At 62.8% G+C, this 15,986-nt stretch carries 18 protein-coding genes and 1 pseudogene; 13 read left to right on the top strand and 6 right to left on the bottom strand.

The features are described from left to right. Positions 1-6: 6 nt before the first annotated feature. Together AC5Y7D_RS10170 and AC5Y7D_RS10165 are read right to left on the bottom strand one after the other, a co-directional pair. Positions 7-1,869: an adenylate/guanylate cyclase domain-containing protein gene (locus tag AC5Y7D_RS10170; RefSeq protein ID WP_075545901.1), complete on the bottom strand. Its 1,863-nt coding sequence runs from the start codon at positions 1,867-1,869 to the stop codon at positions 7-9. 331 nt (positions 1,870-2,200) lie between these two features. Next, positions 2,201-3,100, bottom strand: a complete 900-nt coding sequence (locus AC5Y7D_RS10165; RefSeq protein WP_033718000.1) for a haloalkane dehalogenase — start codon at positions 3,098-3,100, stop codon at positions 2,201-2,203. Positions 3,101-3,562: 462 nt separating this feature from the next. On the opposite strand from AC5Y7D_RS10165, the gene AC5Y7D_RS10160 reads away from it, so the two are divergent. Both AC5Y7D_RS10160 and AC5Y7D_RS10155 read left to right on the top strand, forming a co-directional pair. Next, positions 3,563-4,216 (top strand): STAS domain-containing protein, encoded by a 654-nt coding sequence (locus AC5Y7D_RS10160; RefSeq protein WP_075545900.1) that lies wholly within the window; start codon positions 3,563-3,565, stop codon positions 4,214-4,216. Beyond that, the gene (locus tag AC5Y7D_RS10155; RefSeq protein ID WP_033717999.1) at positions 4,213-4,824 is read left to right on the top strand and encodes a TetR/AcrR family transcriptional regulator; all 612 of its coding nucleotides are present in this window, start codon (positions 4,213-4,215) and stop codon (positions 4,822-4,824) included. Before AC5Y7D_RS10160 ends, AC5Y7D_RS10155 begins: the two co-directional genes overlap by 4 nt. A gap of 862 nt (positions 4,825-5,686) precedes the next feature. Here AC5Y7D_RS10155 and AC5Y7D_RS10150 read toward each other — a convergent pair. Further along, complete coding sequence (locus AC5Y7D_RS10150; protein WP_080691729.1) at positions 5,687-6,265, bottom strand: TetR/AcrR family transcriptional regulator; 579 nt, start codon at positions 6,263-6,265, stop codon at positions 5,687-5,689. A 58-nt stretch (positions 6,266-6,323) separates the two neighbouring features. Here AC5Y7D_RS10150 and AC5Y7D_RS10145 point away from each other — a divergent pair, with 58 nt between their 5' ends. From AC5Y7D_RS10145 to AC5Y7D_RS10095, 11 genes and pseudogenes are all read left to right on the top strand, one after another. Continuing rightward, positions 6,324-7,421 carry an NmrA family NAD(P)-binding protein gene (locus AC5Y7D_RS10145; RefSeq protein WP_033717997.1) on the top strand — a complete coding sequence of 366 codons (1,098 nt, stop codon included), beginning with the start codon at positions 6,324-6,326 and terminating at the stop codon, positions 7,419-7,421. Positions 7,422-7,426: 5 nt separating this feature from the next. Continuing rightward, complete coding sequence (locus AC5Y7D_RS10140; protein ID WP_217809555.1) at positions 7,427-7,555, top strand: SRPBCC family protein; 129 nt, start codon at positions 7,427-7,429, stop codon at positions 7,553-7,555. Then, the gene (locus AC5Y7D_RS10135; RefSeq protein WP_033717995.1) at positions 7,552-7,938 is read left to right on the top strand and encodes a hypothetical protein; all 387 of its coding nucleotides are present in this window, start codon (positions 7,552-7,554) and stop codon (positions 7,936-7,938) included. The genes AC5Y7D_RS10140 and AC5Y7D_RS10135 overlap by 4 nt, the downstream gene beginning before the upstream one ends. 34 nt (positions 7,939-7,972) lie before the next feature. Next, positions 7,973-8,764 carry an SAM-dependent methyltransferase gene (locus AC5Y7D_RS10130; protein ID WP_033717994.1) on the top strand — a complete coding sequence of 264 codons (792 nt, stop codon included), beginning with the start codon at positions 7,973-7,975 and terminating at the stop codon, positions 8,762-8,764. Positions 8,765-8,813: 49 nt separating this feature from the next. Next, positions 8,814-9,845: an SDR family oxidoreductase gene (locus tag AC5Y7D_RS10125; protein WP_033717992.1), complete on the top strand. Its 1,032-nt coding sequence runs from the start codon at positions 8,814-8,816 to the stop codon at positions 9,843-9,845. Continuing rightward, positions 9,842-10,099, top strand: coding sequence for a hypothetical protein (locus tag AC5Y7D_RS10120; protein WP_033717990.1), 258 nt, complete (start codon positions 9,842-9,844; stop codon positions 10,097-10,099). Before AC5Y7D_RS10125 ends, AC5Y7D_RS10120 begins: the two co-directional genes overlap by 4 nt. A gap of 314 nt (positions 10,100-10,413) precedes the next feature. After that, entirely contained in the window at positions 10,414-11,256 is an 843-nt protein-coding gene (locus tag AC5Y7D_RS10115; protein ID WP_075545899.1) for an AraC family transcriptional regulator, read from the top strand. Positions 11,257-11,395: 139 nt separating this feature from the next. After that, positions 11,396-12,175: an SDR family NAD(P)-dependent oxidoreductase gene (locus AC5Y7D_RS10110; RefSeq protein WP_033717987.1), complete on the top strand. Its 780-nt coding sequence runs from the start codon at positions 11,396-11,398 to the stop codon at positions 12,173-12,175. Between the two features lie 10 nt (positions 12,176-12,185). Beyond that, the gene (locus AC5Y7D_RS10105) at positions 12,186-12,866 is read left to right on the top strand and encodes an NADPH-dependent F420 reductase (protein WP_033717985.1); all 681 of its coding nucleotides are present in this window, start codon (positions 12,186-12,188) and stop codon (positions 12,864-12,866) included. Positions 12,867-13,007: 141 nt separating this feature from the next. After that, positions 13,008-13,247 (top strand): annotated as a pseudogene (locus AC5Y7D_RS10100) (putative quinol monooxygenase); the annotation flags it as partial. A gap of 31 nt (positions 13,248-13,278) precedes the next feature. Next, positions 13,279-13,743 (top strand): DUF3237 domain-containing protein, encoded by a 465-nt coding sequence (locus AC5Y7D_RS10095; protein WP_075545898.1) that lies wholly within the window; start codon positions 13,279-13,281, stop codon positions 13,741-13,743. 151 nt (positions 13,744-13,894) lie between these two features. Here the strand turns inward: AC5Y7D_RS10095 and AC5Y7D_RS10090 are convergent, their stop codons facing one another. The 3 genes from AC5Y7D_RS10090 to AC5Y7D_RS10080 all read right to left on the bottom strand — a co-directional run bounded on the left by AC5Y7D_RS10090 (position 13,895) and on the right by AC5Y7D_RS10080 (position 15,695). Continuing rightward, positions 13,895-14,767 (bottom strand): NmrA family NAD(P)-binding protein, encoded by an 873-nt coding sequence (locus AC5Y7D_RS10090; protein WP_071321539.1) that lies wholly within the window; start codon positions 14,765-14,767, stop codon positions 13,895-13,897. A gap of 62 nt (positions 14,768-14,829) precedes the next feature. Next, a complete protein-coding gene (locus tag AC5Y7D_RS10085; protein ID WP_050594489.1) occupies positions 14,830-15,087 on the bottom strand; it encodes a hypothetical protein in 258 nt (85 codons plus the stop codon). Then, on the bottom strand, positions 14,991-15,695 hold the full coding sequence (locus tag AC5Y7D_RS10080; RefSeq protein ID WP_225345396.1) for a tyrosine-type recombinase/integrase: 705 nt from the start codon (positions 15,693-15,695) through the stop codon (positions 14,991-14,993). The genes AC5Y7D_RS10085 and AC5Y7D_RS10080 overlap by 97 nt, the downstream gene beginning before the upstream one ends. Positions 15,696-15,986: the final 291 nt, after the last annotated feature.

Below are 15,986 nucleotides of genomic sequence, written 5' to 3'. Positions count from 1 at the left end.
TCGCGGTCAAGAGGATTCGACCGTGTGATCCAAATCGGCTATTCCAGTGGATTCACAACTCACTAGCCGAACAAATCCGACGGGTTCGGTAAAGCCCTTAAGTGCCACCGTCTCGCGGCGCTGGGTCACGGTGGATAACATCTCTCGCACCGCGGGATCGCAGGCAAGCGCTTGCGACAGTACGATGTCCCCACCCGCGCTCTGACCTTGCAGGCGCGCCGTCATGTTCACCGTGGAGCCGAAATAGTCGAGGCGGTCATTCAACGTCACCACGACGCTCGGTCCGGCATGAACGCCGATCTTCAACACCAGCGGCTCGGCGCCGGATGCTGCCGCGACGATCCGGTGCTGCATAGCCAACGCCGCCCGTACCGCTTGTGCGGGGTCGTCGAAGGACGCCATCACGGCGTCGCCGATCGTTTTCACGACCGCGCCATCGTGGTCCCGTACGACCTCGGCGAGTAATGTGAAGTGCTCGCGAACTAGGTTGTAGGCAGTGGCGTCGCCGACGCGTTCGTAGAGTTCCGTGGAGCCTCGCAGGTCGGTAAACAGCAGTGCCACCTGGCTGATGCCTGCATCATCGCCCGGTCGCAGCGTTGCCTCGGCGAACAGATCGCGGAAGACTTGCAAGGAAAGCACTTCCGGTGCAGTAAGTGTCTCGCGTGTCCAGGTCCGTTCCTCGATCAGCGCTGCCAACTCGAAGCCAGCGTCGTTGACGAACGTCACGGTCCCGGGCCGGTCGGTCGGCTCAGATGTCGCAAGCAACTCTGCACCGGTTGCAGTGATGTGCAAACCGGGAAAGGCGCCCGCTTCATAATCGACTTCGACAGCGTGGCCAGGGTGCAATGTGCGCAGCCGATAGGAACCGGCTGGCAGGTCAACGGGAACGGTGCGGCGCTCTCCCGGGCGTAGCAGGACTTGCACAGCCACATGCTCGGTGCTCATCGGGCCGGACAGGCAGAAGTCGCCTTCTGGCAGGGGACGTACCGTCGGCGACGGTGTAAAGGTCAGCTCGACATTACGTTCGAAGTCGCGATCGTAGTCGATGTTGCACGATGAACAATGCGCGCCGTGGGGTAGCTCGGCGAGTGTCGGAACGCTGGCCTTGGCCCCACGGCAGTTCGGGCACAACAGATCCCACCTCATGCCGAGCAGTCCGGCCCGCACACCGGCGAGACAGGCCTCGGTCGCCGCTCGCGGCGGCACCCCCAACTCGCCGGCCAGAACCTTTGGCCGCAGCCTGGCGAGATCGGCCGCCATGGCATTCAGCACCCGCTCGACGAGGCGGTCGCCGAGTCCGTTCCCATACGGGCTACTGTCGATGTCGCGGGCCATCGCGGTGGCCCGTTCACGTGCGCTCGGAGGCATTACCGGCTCCCGAAGCACGAACGGGGTCAGCCGCTCGGGTTCGGCGGCGCCGTGCGCGAACGTGACTGCCTCCAGGATCCGCCTTTTCACGTTCTTCCCGGCCTGCACGGCAAGTCGTGTGCCGAACAGTCGCCCCGCCAAGTTCAGCGGCTCCCACTCCAGGGTATAAGACACACGCGAACCGCCTCGGCCGTCCGGCTCGACATCGAAGACCGGGCCAAAGCGGCGGAATGGTCCCTTGCTGAACACTCGCCGCTGGCGAAAGTGTCGACCCGCGATCCATTCGTAGGGTTTTTCTTCCCACTCCTGCGCGAAACCCGCGGCTTTGGCCCGTCCGCGGCGCAGGATCGTGCCGTTGGGTTGCGGTGTTTCCTCGAGGGTGTACGGCGGCAGACCTAGCGCCTCGTTGAACCGCTTCGTGTCGGCCAGGACCGGCCAGAGTTCATCTGGCGGTAGGTCGAATGTCCAGGCCCACGAGCGACGCATCGACTCAAACTTCACGCTGCCCCCACCTCTGTGCGGTGTCCAAATGAGCAGGTACCCTCCTCAGCAACAAACCGGACCAGCCGGTTTCGCGCAGCATGCACGCGCCATCCAGGTTCTTTACTACGGTTCTGGCCACTGTCTAAACTCCGCCTGAACCGCGATCTGACGGTTCCTCCTAAACCAACCATCAGACCAAAACGTCAGTGCCACAACGTTTATCGCGCGCTGAGCGCCCAGGAAAAGCAACGGGTGAGTGCGGTAGCACAGGCAGTGCCAATCGACCTGAGTATCCATGAATGTCCGACCGCGTTGAGAGAAGTATGTCCACCGGCTCGCATAACGCTTGTCAATCGTGGACGAATTCGGCAATGACTTGGGCTAGTTGGGGTCCGCGATCTTCTTGGAGGAAGTGCCCGGCCCCGGAGATAGTGACCGGAGCAATATTTTTCGCGCCCGGAATGTGCTCGCGAAGGACCGCGTCAGCTCCCCGAGTGATGGGATCCTGGTCAGAGAATGCGCACAGGAAAGGCCGCGTGAAGCGGCCAAGCGCCGCCATCGCCGCGAGATTGGCCGGCGCGGCGGGATCGTCGGGCGAGGTGGGAACCAGCATCGGAAATTGGCGCGCCCCAGCCTTAAAGGAGTCACCGGGAAACGGCGCGTCGTATGCTGCAATGACGTCGGGAGTCAGATTCGTCGTACAGCCGCCGTTGACGATCCTGCCTGCATCGAAAGACGGTGTTTCTTGACTGTAGCGCTGCCATGCCAGAAAGGCCTTGCCCCGTTGTTCCCCCGTCGGTAGAAACGTGTTTGCGGCAACCACACGGCTAAAACGCTCGGGCTCCTCGCCGACGATTCGCAGGCCGATCAATCCACCCCAGTCTTGGCCTACTAACGTGATTTCGTCCAAGCCGATTGTGTCGAGGGCTTCTTTAACCCAATTGACGTGCGCCAGGTACGTGTAGTCCGAACGCATCGCGGGCTTGTCACTGCGGCCAAATCCCACGAGGTCCAGCGCCACCGCCCGCAATCCTGCGTCGACCAACACCGGAATCATGTGTCGGTATAAATATGACCATGATGGTTCGCCGTGCAACAACAAGATGGCCGGAGCGCGCCGCGGACCCTCGTCGAGGTAGTGCATTCTCAACGCCACGCCGTCGCCGCGGTCGACCGCAACGTAGTGAGGTGCAAACTCGTAATCCGGCAGCCCCTCGAAACGAGAATTCGGCGTTCGCAGGACACGCATGGACAAACATCCTTTCACCATCGCGTCGCGGATCGACCGGCCTCGACGTCCCAGCTTCGCCTACCACAGACTGTACCGGAAAGTACATCATGAGACGCGCAGGTCGCTCAAGCTGATCCTGCAAGTCTTGGAAACCGCAGCCCGCGTGCAGGCGGCCAAGCACACCGTTACTGTGCTCGCCGCGCGACCACAGGAAGTCGCCAAGCGAACCCGAGTGCGCTCGACATCCGCAAAACGAACACATCACCACCCCGCGCGCCTGTTTCAGGGTGTCAAAGACCAAGGCAGTCATACGATTACGGGTCAACACCGGTGTTGTCGGCCGCTCCGTCAGGCTAGCTGATGCCGCTGGCGCCTGTTACTGTTGCCGCAAGTTGAATTCGCAGCCCGATAGTCTTTTCCCGGCGCTCTGTTAGTTTTGCTGGATTTGTTGCGACACCGTGAACCGATAGGGCGTTTCTTGTGACCTTGCGCAGCAAAGTCGGCTCTCGTCGCATCCACCGCCATACCTTAATCGACTGCGCGGGGGCGCAGCTGGATGTTCCCGCGCGCAGCTTAGCCATCGTAGTGAGAGTCGATGGAGAGGTTGACGCCGCGAACACCGAGATTGTCGATCGCGAGGTCCTGCGCTTCGCGCGACTCGGGTCTCCACTCATTGTGGATTACTGCCGTGTGCAATTTCTGGAGATCGCCGGATTCCGAGCCCTCCTGAAGCTCGCTGACTTCCGACGTAAATCCCGTCTACAATTTAGCGTCATCGCCGGTTCAGCGATGCAACCGCCGCTGCGGGTCATCACCGATCACGGCTTGCCCCTCGCGGCATCCGTTCCTGAAGCACTGCAGCAGATCAACGACACGACTGCGACGCACCGCGAGTCTTTGACTGGCATGGTAGGTCAACGACAGCGAGGCGACGCGGCCTCTTCTGCGCAGCCAGTTGGACTATGTTGCGAAGAACGCTCCGAGGGCTGGCGAGCCGCTATTCAAGCGTCGAGTGCAGCGGCAGTTCGGTGCCTAGCGCGACGCTTCTCCGACGGCAGTGATACGGAGATCGAATTGCATGCCGGGATGAGCAGGTCAGTGTCAACAACCTCGGCTAGCCAGAGCATAGGGTGACTGCGCTGATGGGGGAGCAAGACGACCGCGAGCGGGTTATTGACGCCGCCTTCGATCTTTGCGAGAGATACGGCTTCGAGGCTACAACTCTGTGCGCGATTTCCGCCGGCGCCGAAGTGGCACCAGAGCAGCTTGCGCGTCACTTCGCCTCCAAGGATGCGATCGTGATGTCCGTCGTTTATTCGGTCTTAGAACGCATCGCCGCAGCGCTCGGGCAGGTTAGGCCCACGGCCAGTCCAGAAATTGCTCTTCTGGTCGCCACCACCGAGGTCTTGACCGCAATTATCGATGGGCGAGGCGTGATTACGCGAGAACGGATGCTGGCGATGGCTCATGTCGTCGCAACGAGTCCTAGGCTTGTGAGGCAAGCGTCAGCAGCTCGGAAGGAAGTTTTAGGCTGGGCACTTGCTGACAGGATGGGTGTTTGTATTGCTGATCGGCGCGTGCGTCGCGCGGTGACGATTTGGTCAGCGATCGCGGCTGGCGCTTATTTGAGCCGCGTCACCACCCCTTCCCATTACGATCCGCTCCGGGACAATCGATTGTCAGAGAAAATGTTCGAGGAGCTGGCTGGTACCTTCGCCGAAGTGATGGGCGACGATGTATGACGCGACAGCGGCGCGCCGTAGAACGGTAAGTTGAACGCCCACGCCTAGCCCAGTAATACCGGTTCCGCTAAATGAAGCACGAGCTGTAGGCGGTGTCACGGCACAGCGGGCGGCGACATGTGGGCCGCGCAGCCAATTACGCTGGCGGTGGTGGGACAATTCGGTCTCGACGGGATCGCCGTGCCCTCGGCGTAGAATTACGAGATCGCGATAAAGGCCAGGCCGACGGGCGTCATGGGCCGCGGAGTACGGTTCTGCCTGCATCAGCACGTGTATGTGACTCGACATACTTCGTGCTGGGTGCCGAATGGCACTGTGGTCACGAATTAACCGATATCAATGACCGCGGTGACAGGTGTGGATTAAACGCAAAGACCTCAAAGGACTTACATGTCAACGGCAACCGAGAACGGACCAGCGGGCGGCAAGGTGGTTTCAGAGGGCGGTCGCAACACTATCTCTAAGTTCTGAAGGGTCATTGACCCACGGCGCGGTGACCTCGACCGCGCCGACTGCCTCAGCACCTTCCGCAGTGCGCACCTCTACGAGCCCCGGTCCGCAGCCCTCGTGGCGGCGCCATGGCCACCATGATCGCTGGCTGCCACCGCCTTTACCCTCGGCGTTGCGCTGGTCACTTGGAACACTAACGACGTTGACAACCTCTGCCTGTGCGGCGACGGGGTGAAGGCGGCAGGCGGGTGTCCCATCGCGGGCCTGCATCGCCAATCCGGTGGCCCTCAGCGGTCATTGGCCGTGGATCCTATGCGCTGAACGGCAAGTCGCCCCCGTACGGGTCTTTGCCGCCTGCCGAGAAGTTGGAGCGGCTGGGCCACGGCCGTTTTGGAGTCAGCGGCCGTCGCGGTCACTCGACAGCAGCCGAGGCCGCCGCCAGGACTTCGGCGGCTAGGTCCGGGTCGCTGGCGCGGGCGATGACGACGGCGCCGACGAGCATGCTGAACTGTTGCAACGCGGCGGTACGGCGCTCCTCGGGTGCACCGTCCATGGTTGCGGCGAGGGCGTTGACGGTGTCCTCGACGCCGCGGCTGAAAGCCGCTTTGATCTGAGTTGTTCCGCGGCCGACGTCCATACCGAGCGCCGGGACCGGGCAACCGTTTCCGGGGTTGTGGACGTGCGTGTCGGAGAGGTACACGTCCCGCCAAGCCTGCACCGCGCCCGGTCCACCAGTTCTGAGTATCTCGGTGAACGTCGCGAAGGCCGTCTGCAGCGCGGTTTCCACGAGAGCGTCCTTGCTGGCGAAGTGCTTGTAGAACCCCCCATGGGTCAAGCCGGCGTCCTTCATCACCTCTCCGACGCTGGCACCGTCGATGCCGCGCTCGCGTAGCAGCCGGGACGCACTGGCCACGATCCGGGCGTGGCTCTTGTCCTTCTCCGCCTGGGACATCCGCATGTCCATCGACTCCCGTCTGATTCGGCTTGACATTTTGGAGTATAGACATAATCCTTATTGGATTACTACCAACATCTAAAAGGAGACTGCGATGGCGATCAAGCCTACGATCCTGGTCACCGGGGCGACCGGAAAGACCGGCGGGGCCGTGGTGAATGCCCTGCTCGCCCAGGGATTCCCGGTCCGTGCCATGGTCCGCAGCCTTGACGGGCGCGCCGAGGCACTACGGGGGGTGGGCGCCGAGTTGGCGGTGGCCGACCTGTTCGACCCGGATCAGCTGGTCGCCGCCATGCGGGGCGCCCAGCGCGCCTACTTCATGGCGCCCTTCCATCCGCATGCCTTGCAGAGTGCCGTCGCCTTCGCCGTGAGCGCACGCTACGCCGGCCTGGAGTCGATCGTGCAGATGAGCCAATGGACCTCTCATCGCAGCCACCCGGTCAACTTCACGCGGCAGACCTGGCTGATGGACCGGGTGTTCGCCGACCTGCCAGGGATCGCCCACACGATAGTCAACCCCGGTATGTTCGCCGACAACTTCCTGCGCACCATCGACTTTGCCGCTCTGCTCGGCATCTATCCGGTCCTCAGCGGTGACGCGAAGGCGGCACCGGTCTCCAATGAGGACATCGCCCGCACTGTCGTCGCGGTCCTGCGGGATCCCGGCCGTCACGTCGGCAAGACCTACCGCCCGACCGGCCCGGAGCTGTTGTCCGGCAAGCAGATGGCCGCTGTGGTGGCCGAGGCGGTGGGCCACCGTGTCATCCCGGTGTCGCTGCCCTATTCGCTGTTTACCAAGGTCGCCCGCCAGCAGCGTGTCGACCCCCTATCGGCGAGTGTGTACCTGCGCTACATCGGCGGCGACATGAAAGCCGGGGTGTTCGAATTCGAAGGCGGCGTGACCGAGACCCTCCAAGAGCTGACCGGCGCACCGGCCGAGAGCTTCCTGGCGACGGCACGCCGCTATTCGGCGATGCCGTTCGCCCGCCAGACCGCGGCGAACCGACTCGCGGCGATGGCGAAATTCATGGCCGTCCCGTTCCTGCCGGGCTACAACCTGCGCCGTCTGGATCGTCAGTGGGACCTGCCCATTCCCCCCAATCCGACACTGGGGATCCAGGACGCCCGCTGGCGCGAGGAGCACACCGCCATGATGAATTCCCGCCCGCTGCAGTCTGTACCCGCTAGCTGACAACGGTGACCACGCGCAGCCGCACGCCGACTCAGTCGATCAGCATCAACGCCACGCCGCACAAAGTGTGGGAATTCCTCACCCGTATTGAGACCATCGCCACCTGGTACGACGCCTGGGAACCGTCCTGGTGACCTCAGCTGCCGGAAAGACCGGCCCCCACACCGCCATGGCCCTGCTAGACAAAGGATTTCCGGTGCGGGCGATGGTGCATCACGACGATGCACGCGCCGCGGAATTACGCGACCGCGGCGGGGTGCAACGACTCACGGGACGAGCACCGAAATCCATGGAGACCATCGCCCGGCGTTGCCCGACCACCATGCCGGGCACCACCCGCGGACTCTCCGGTATGGCCAGTGCGATAACCACGCTGACCAAAGCAATGCCCGCTCCCGCTCCTAACACCGACCGGTATCTGCGAATGTTCCAGGACGGCAAGGAGATCGAAACGCTGGCCGTCGACTCGCCGACCTGGCATGCCACCCACAATCCGGACCGTCAACTGGCGCGGTGACCGGCCATTTTCATCACGAACGAGGAGCAAGAACATGACCTACACCGAAACAGGCGTGCAGCAGACCGTAGAGCGGCTACTCGCCGAAGCCGATCTGACCGGCCCACTGTCCCCGGAGCAGCTGAATTTCCTTGACCAGTACCACATCGGTGGTATGGCCGCCGTCGACCGCACGATCGGCCCGATGCACCTGACGGCGGCCGATCGGGTGCTGGATATCGGATCGGGTTTCGGCGGACCGGCCCGGCGGATCGCCGAATCGACGGGGGCCAGCGTGCACGGCGTCGACATCACCGCAGGCTATGTCGACACCGCCACGACGCTGACCCGCCGGTGCGGTCTGCACGACCGAGTCACGTTCGAACACAACCCTATCGAGGATCACCACCCCCAACGGCCCTACACCGCCGCGATCAGCATGCACGTCTGCATGAACATCGCCGACAAGCCCCGCTGGTACCGCGCGATCGCCGACCGACTCTGCGACGGCGATCAGTTCGGGATCTGGGACGTCGTCCGCATCACCGATGGCCCCGTGACCTTTCCGATGCCCTGGTCGATCGATGGCACCGACAGCCACCTCGACTCTCCCGAACAGGTGCAGACGGCGATCACCGGCGCTGGATTCGAGACTCTGGAGTGGGTCGATGAGTCCGGATGGGTTCGCGACTGGGTCACCCAGACCTTCGGTGCGGGGCTGCACCCCGGCCCCGGCATCCCGATGGTCATCGACGACGGATTCACCCGCACCGTCAACTTCGGGGCCGCCTTGGCCGCTGGCACCCTCGGTGTCTATCGCGGCTGCTTCACCAAAACCACACCCTGACAACAACTCCGCCGATTCCCGTCCCCAAAACCACGAAAGAATCACGACGATGACTACCAACGCTGCCGAACCAGTCAAGATCACCACTCAAACCAAGTTTCTCGTGGTAGGAGCCACCGGACACGTCGGCTCGAAAATCGCCATCCTTCTGGCGGACAAAGGATTCGACGTCACCGCACTGGTGCGCAGTGACGGGGCCAAGATCCGCGACCCGTACCACGGTGTCATCCGTTACGTCACAGGCGACCTCGCCGACGATGCGTCAATGGCCAAAGCCGTCGAGGGGATCGACGTCGTTGTCTCAACGGCCAACGGTGTTGTTCCGCAGAAGAAATCCGACAATGCTGCCAGCGTCAACGACCACGCCCTGGGATTCATCGAGATCTGCGAGAAGGCGGACGTCCAGCGCTTCGTCCAATCGTCGACCCCGAGCTATCCGCGGGAGCAGCGAGTACCCGAGTTGGCCGGCAAGCGCCGGCTCGAGCAGCGCCTCCAACAATCGCCCATGCAATCAGTCATCGTGCGCAACGCCGCGTTCATGGACGTCTTCCTGGTATTCGGCGGCTTCAAAGGGGCCGTCGACTCCTCTGCTCACGCCACCGTGCTCCGCAACCACGGCTTCACCAAATTCTGGGGATCCCTGACCGGGAACCTGGCCGAGAAGTACGGCTTCTTTCTGGCTCCCGGCGGCGCCTCGCACGGCACCCCGATCATCGCTACCCGCGATGTCGCCGAGATGATTACCGGCGCCGCACTTTATACCGGCAGCGAGGACCTCCTCATCGAAGCCAACGGACCGCAATGGCTGACCTGGCGGCAGATCGCCGACACCATCGCCGCCACGACCGGACGCAGCAAGGTGCGGATCATCCCGCTGCCGGCTGGGGTGGCCTGGCTCAATCAGACCCTCGCCCGACCATTCTCCCCCTCAGCTGCGAACATTTTCGCGCTCATGGGGTTCGTCGCCGAGTACCAGCCGCACTGGGACTCCGCACCCGTCGTTGAGCAACTCGGTCTGCCCCCTCAGTGGACACTCGCCGACTACCTCGACCACAACTGCGGCGCTCCTGCCAAACGATGACCGACGACGCCAATGGCGAAGAGGCCCGGTTCCGCTACGTCAACGTGGCGCAGTGGACCGATCAGGCGGCCTTCAGTCACGCACAAAGCGGAATGATGCGGCGTTTCGCCGACGAGTCACTGGATCGCGTCGGGTACTGGAAAACGTTGGGCATCAACATGAATGCTGCGACCTTCCACCCCGCACGGCGCTTTTATCCCCCCGCGTCGAGACCTTCACCGACACAGGGGACCACCAATCGACGGTCGATGTAGCAACCGCGCTGCGCAACGGGGACACCGGCAACTTCGAGCCTCAGCTGAACATGCTCACCGACGACTTCCAACTCTGGGCGCTTGCCGGCCCCTTGCGGGGAAAGAATATCGGCCGACAGGCGGCCGCCGAGAACTACGGGCTCATCTCCGGAGCCGCGGACACCCACATCACCCTGGAACAACCATCCTCCACACTCTGCGCGGCAAACCGATGAGCGGTGACAACACGCACCCGGTGCGACGCTCAATGATCTTGAGGTGATGCCGGCGGGGGCTCGGCGACCTGTTTGATCGACCGAGCGGATTATGGATGTGTGAATAGCCATCTTTTTGCCGGGGGAGTCGGTAATCCGTTTGCGGCGAGGGTCGTCACCGATGGTGTGGTAGTGGAGGAACGCGCGCAATTGAGCGGGCAATGTGAGCAGCAGAATTCGTCGGCGCATGTGTTTGTGCTGCAATCGATCCCCGTGGCGTCTGCGCGGCAGGTGTGGGTGGATTCGAGTCGCGAGGGGAGCATGTCGGCGGGCCAGATGTCGATTATGCCGGCGGGACTTCCCATGTTGTGGGAGTGGCAGGGTCCTGTCCAGGCACTGCACGTCTCAGTAAATCCGCGTGTGGCTGACCTACTGGCGGCCGACCGTCTAGGGCGTTCATATGTCGAGGTGCCTGCTCTGTGTCTGTTCGATGACCGGTTTGTTCGCCATCTGCTGGAGCTGCTGCGTATGGAGGCCGTGGCCGGTGCCGAACCGCTGCGATCTCAACACCTCATTCAGCGGCTCTTACTGCGGGTCGGCATTGGTTCTCGCAGAACCATGAAGCCACCCACCGGGGCACTGCGGCCGGACGGCGTGCGCGCGGTGACCGACTGGATTGAAGAAAACCTCGCCGACCCCATCTCGGTCATCGACCTTGCTGCTTTGGCTGGTGTGGAAGCATCCTGGTTTACCCGTCTGTTTTCGCGGGCCGTCGGGTGCTCCCCGTATCGCTACGTGTTGGAACGCCGTGTCCTGCGCGCCCAGATCGCCCTGCGCAGTGGGATGTCAGTCGCTGCAACGGCATCGCTGTGCGGGTTTGCCGACCAAGCGCATCTGAGCCGCCATTTTCGTCGGCAAGTCGGCGCCACCCCGGCTGCCTGGGCTCGGATCTCGCGCAACTGAAGCGCGAAACGTACAAGATCGTGGTGACTGTCATCGGGTATCAAAAGTGAGTGAGATATGGCATGCGCGGTCTCACCCGATGTGGTGAGCCATCGTGTTTTCCGGTCATCGTGTTCCACAACTGCGGCGGTGATATGCCGTGAGCAAGCCGCTGGACGGCAAGGTCGCAGTCGTTACGGGGGGCTCGCGGGGCATCGGTCGGGCTATCGCGCTGCGGCTAGCCGGCGACGGTGCGCTGGTTGCTATCAACTACATGTCCAACGCCGCCGCGGCCGAGGCGGTGGTTGCCGCCATCGCGGCCGCGGGCGGTGAAGCCTTCACCGTGCAGGCCGACCTGAGCTCATACGCCGGTATCCGTGCGTTGTTTGACACCTTAGACGGCGAGCTGACCTCCCGCCGTGACGATTCTGGCTTCGACATCCTGATCAACAACGCCGGCACCGGCCGGGCAGGGACCCCATCGGACACGTCGGAAGCCGACTTCGACGCGGTCTTTGCCACAAATGTCAAAGGACCGTTCTTCGTTACTCAGGCCGCCATCCCACGCTTACGCGATGCTGGCCGAGTCGTGTTCATTTCTTCCGGGCGGTCGAAACGCCCGCTGGTGTCTACCGCCGCCTACTGCATGGCCAAGGCGGCAGTGGACACCTTGGCAGTCATGCTCGCCGCCGAGCTGGGCCCGCGTGGCATCACGGTTAACGCATTGGCACCAGGATGGACGGTGACCGAGTTGAGCTCAGAATTTCTCGGCGACCCGCACAATCAGCAGGCCATCTCGGAGATCAGCGCGTTGCGGCGGTTAGGACAAGCCGACGACGTAGCCGCCGTGGCCGCGTTCCTGGCTTCTGACCAGGCGGCCTGGATTACCGGCCAATACATTGAGGCAAGCGGTGGATTCGACTTGGTCGCCACCAGATGAGGAATCCGTAGTGCGCATCGGTGTCGTCAACGCTGGCAACATCGGTCGGACATTAGCGCAGGCGTGGCTTCGCGCGGGTCATGATCTCCTGCTCGCCAAGGACGGATGCCAACGCAAGCTCGACGATTTTATCGTCGACCATCCGATCGCACGTCGCGGCACACCGGCTCAAGCTGTCGCCTTCGGCGATGTCGTGCTGTTCTCGGTGTACTGGCCGCGGCTACCCGCCGTGCTATCGGCGACCGGTCCGATCGCCGGCAAAATCGTCATCGACACCATGAACCCGCTGCGGGTCGACGAGCATTTCCAGCACAGCCACGATCTCGAGTTCATGGCCCGCTCGTCGACGACCGAAAAGCTGCAACGCGAATTGCCCGACGCTCGGGTGGTGAAAGCGTTCAGCACCATGCCCTCACAACTTCTCGACATTCGGCTCTGGCATGACACGCCCACCCCGCCGCCGGTGTTTCTGGCCGGCGACGATACTGCAGCCAAAGCGGTCGTGGCCACGCTGGCCCGCGATGCTGGCTTCACAGCACTTGATACCGGGCACGCGGCGGCCGCCCGCAGCATCGAGCAGCTCGGGGTATTGACCCACCAGGTCGGGAAACACAACTTCGGCGGCGAATATCAGAACCTGGCGCCGGCGATACTGCGTGCCGGCCCGGCCGTTGCTATCGGGGCGAAATGACGACAGAAAAGGACGCACCGCGATGAGTGAACACGACCAAGGCGACGACTTGCCGGCGCGCATACGGCGCAGCATCGGTGAAAACAGCCCTTTCGGACTCCAGACGATCGTGCGGGCGAAGACCAGCAAGCCGCAGACAGACTCGCCGAGGTCCTGCGAGCCGTGGCCGTCCCGTCACGCGCGGAACCGGGCAATCTTCTATACACCGTCAGCCGCGGCGAAGACGGCCTCACCTTCTACCTCCATGATCGGTGGGCCTCGATCGCCGCGGTCGCCGAGCATGAACAAAGCGCGCACTTTCGTTCGTCCATCAAAGAATTCGGCGCTCTCATCGATCCGGGCTCTGCGGTAATTGATGTCCTGAAGATCATCGATAATTAACTAACCGTCAGCGGTGGGAGGAGAGAAATCGATGCGTTTGACCTACGAATTTGAGTGGACCGTCGCGGCCGAACAGCCCTCCGACATAGGTCGACTCGACAACGGCGTGCTTCACCACCATGTACTTCCCTCGGCACGGCTCATCGGTGACCGATTGAACGCAAACAGCGTTCACCCCGGCACCGACCTGTTCCGCCAACTCGATGACGGCTACGCCGCCATCGACGTGCGCGTCCTGATGCAAACCGACGACGGAGCACTCATCCACGTCGCGTACCAAGGCTTCGTCGAACCCACCGAGGCCTTCTTACAGGCCGTCCAATCGCTCACACCAACCGAATTCACCGACCAATCGATTCGCACCACCTGGACGCTGACCACCGGCGATCCGCGCTACAACTGGGTCAACCGTGCAGTCTTTATCGGCGAAGGCCGTCTACTCCCCGCCGGCGACAACCGACTGGGCATGCAGCACAAGGTATACCGAGCCGCATAGACGAGCTCAGAAGCGTGTCGGACTTTCCTCAGGCCCGTGACACGGGTGTTTTGGTGAGGCGCGAAACGAATGATGCTCATATCTCGGGAGCACAGGCCCTGCGGAGTGGGTGGCCCGATCAACCGCGTTGGGGCGGAAGAGTTTTCAGATCCTAGGATTGAGCCTCGGAGTACGGGCTGGGCTGCCTCGCCAGCCAGCGCGACAGATCCTCTACGTCGTCGCCGAGGTCGCGAGTACGAGCGAAATCGGCGCGATAGGAAGGCGGATCGGAGAACCAACGAAACATAGCTCTGCCGTCGTCATCGTCGCCGAATACATCGAGCGGCAGCTCAACGAATGTGGCAGATTCACCAAACCGCTGAGCCACCAGGTTGGCGATCTGCTCGCCGCTAACTTCGTCGCCGGCAATCTCCACCGGCGCAGCGGCGGAGTCGCGGCGAACCAGTAGAGTCGCGGCCACGCTACCGATGTCGCGAACCGAAATCATCTGCAGCGGAACGTTTCCGGGCATGGCCATGCTGAACGCCAGCTTGCCATCCTTTCTATCGATCATCTCCAACAGGTTCTCCATGAAGAACGCCGGCCGGATGATGTTCGCGGGCACCGCGCCGATCAGAAACTCCTCGACCCGCCTCTTGCTCTCGAAATGGGGCACCCCGGACTTGCGCTCGGCACCACCAACCGAGCTGTACACGAGAAATGGTAGTTGGGCGGCGTGCGCCGCCTCGACGATAACTTTGCCGTGCGCGACCTCACCGTCGACGCCGCGCGGTCCCAACAAGCTCGTCATCGCGAAAGCGGCTCCGGCGCCCTCGAAGGCACGCCGGATGGAGTCCGGCGCATCCAACTCGGCCTCAACGACTTCCACTCCACGTCCGGCCAGCGCCCGCGCTGCAGCGCTGTCGACGCTGCGCGTAAGAGCGCGGACAGCCATCCCACGATCGACCAATGCGTCCACCGTTGCCGAACCCTGCTGGCCGGTCGCTCCAATGACCACGATGGGATCTTTACTGGTATTCGTCATGAAATCCCCCGCTATTTGCGTCTTGGTATTCGGCTGAGATGGCGTCGTGAGCGAACGCACTGTCACTGGGTGCTGCCCGGTTTGAGGTTCGCAGCGACGGCGAGATGATCGACCTGCTCGGGATCGGCGATGCACGGAAACATGATCAGCTCGTCGCAGCCCGCCGCGCTGAAGGCGCCGATGGCTTCGACCACCTCATCGCGGCTCTTCATCGCCCCCGAGATCACGTGCTTGGCATACTCACCGCTGAAGCCGTAATAGTGACCCAGGTAGGTCCTCGCGGCCACGGCGGCACCATCCCCGAGCGCGAAATAGCCCAATGCGACCAGCCGAGGCGAACCGTCTCGACCCGCCTCCTTCTACGCAGTTCGCACTCCGCGCGCGGTCTGAGCGAATTGCTCCACGTCGCCACCACCAGAAATCCACCCGCCCCCGAACTCGACGACCCGTCGATTCGTGGCGTCCCCCCGCCCCGATCAGCAGCGGAGGCCCACCTTCGTGGCGAAATATGGCCCATCCAAGTCGATAGCAGCGGCAGCTGCGCTTGGACGTCGGCGCCACCGCGATAGCACTCCAGAAGAGTGCGCACTGCGAAGGAATGACGCAGATCACCGACCCTCGGATGCGGCTGGCCGGTGGTGGTATGGATTCCGGCGGGACCGAGCAGATCGGCGAAGGTGTAGTCGATCGTGTTGACCACCAATCGGCCGCTGGCCGAGACGAAAAACGCTGACCACCCCTCGGTGCCGGCGGTGTGCTCTCGCAGCTGGCTGTAATCGCGCAGCACCGCAATTGTGGTGTGGTGCAGCAAGATCTGCCTGGATTTGTCGTATTTCGAGTTAGCGATGCGCACCACACCGGCGTCGAGGTCGACATGATCACGGTCCAGGCGTGCTGCTTCGCCAGCCCATGAACCGGCAACAACGATGACTTGCCCAGCATCAGCCCCCTTGTCGCATACATAGATTCGAGCGTGTTGCTACCCGTTGATAACGGGCGGGGCCACTAAGACGACGTTGTCTCAGATCGTCGCGCACGGCCTCGGCATCCCAGCCGGCCTTGTCCCAGTAGGTGCAGGTCGTCGGGGGTGGTGTCCGTGTGACAGGTGGCAGCACCCGCGGTGTTCGGCGATGGTCGAGTTATTTTTTCGGTCCAAGCCTGAGACCATCGCTGAAACAATGGAGACGTTGCGCTGTGTTGACGCCGTCAACGCGCCGAA

Source organism: Mycobacterium sp. NGS49 (assembly GCF_059812565.1).
The sequence above is the reverse complement of the archived record's forward strand: the minus strand, read 5'-3'. Positions and strand labels throughout refer to the sequence as shown.

Coding starts and splice junctions, on each gene's coding strand:
- AC5Y7D_RS10130 (WP_033717994.1), top strand. CDS start 7,973: ATGACCTACACCGAAACAGGCGTGCAGCAGACCGTAGAGCGGCTACTC.
- AC5Y7D_RS10095 (WP_075545898.1), top strand. CDS start 13,279: ATGCGTTTGACCTACGAATTTGAGTGGACCGTCGCGGCCGAACAGCCC.
- AC5Y7D_RS10150 (WP_080691729.1), bottom strand. CDS start 6,265: ATGTCAAGCCGAATCAGACGGGAGTCGATGGACATGCGGATGTCCCAG.
- AC5Y7D_RS10145 (WP_033717997.1), top strand. CDS start 6,324: ATGGCGATCAAGCCTACGATCCTGGTCACCGGGGCGACCGGAAAGACC.
- AC5Y7D_RS10125 (WP_033717992.1), top strand. CDS start 8,814: ATGACTACCAACGCTGCCGAACCAGTCAAGATCACCACTCAAACCAAG.
- AC5Y7D_RS10090 (WP_071321539.1), bottom strand. CDS start 14,767: ATGACGAATACCAGTAAAGATCCCATCGTGGTCATTGGAGCGACCGGC.
- AC5Y7D_RS10165 (WP_033718000.1), bottom strand. CDS start 3,100: ATGCGTGTCCTGCGAACGCCGAATTCTCGTTTCGAGGGGCTGCCGGAT.
- AC5Y7D_RS10120 (WP_033717990.1), top strand. CDS start 9,842: ATGACCGACGACGCCAATGGCGAAGAGGCCCGGTTCCGCTACGTCAAC.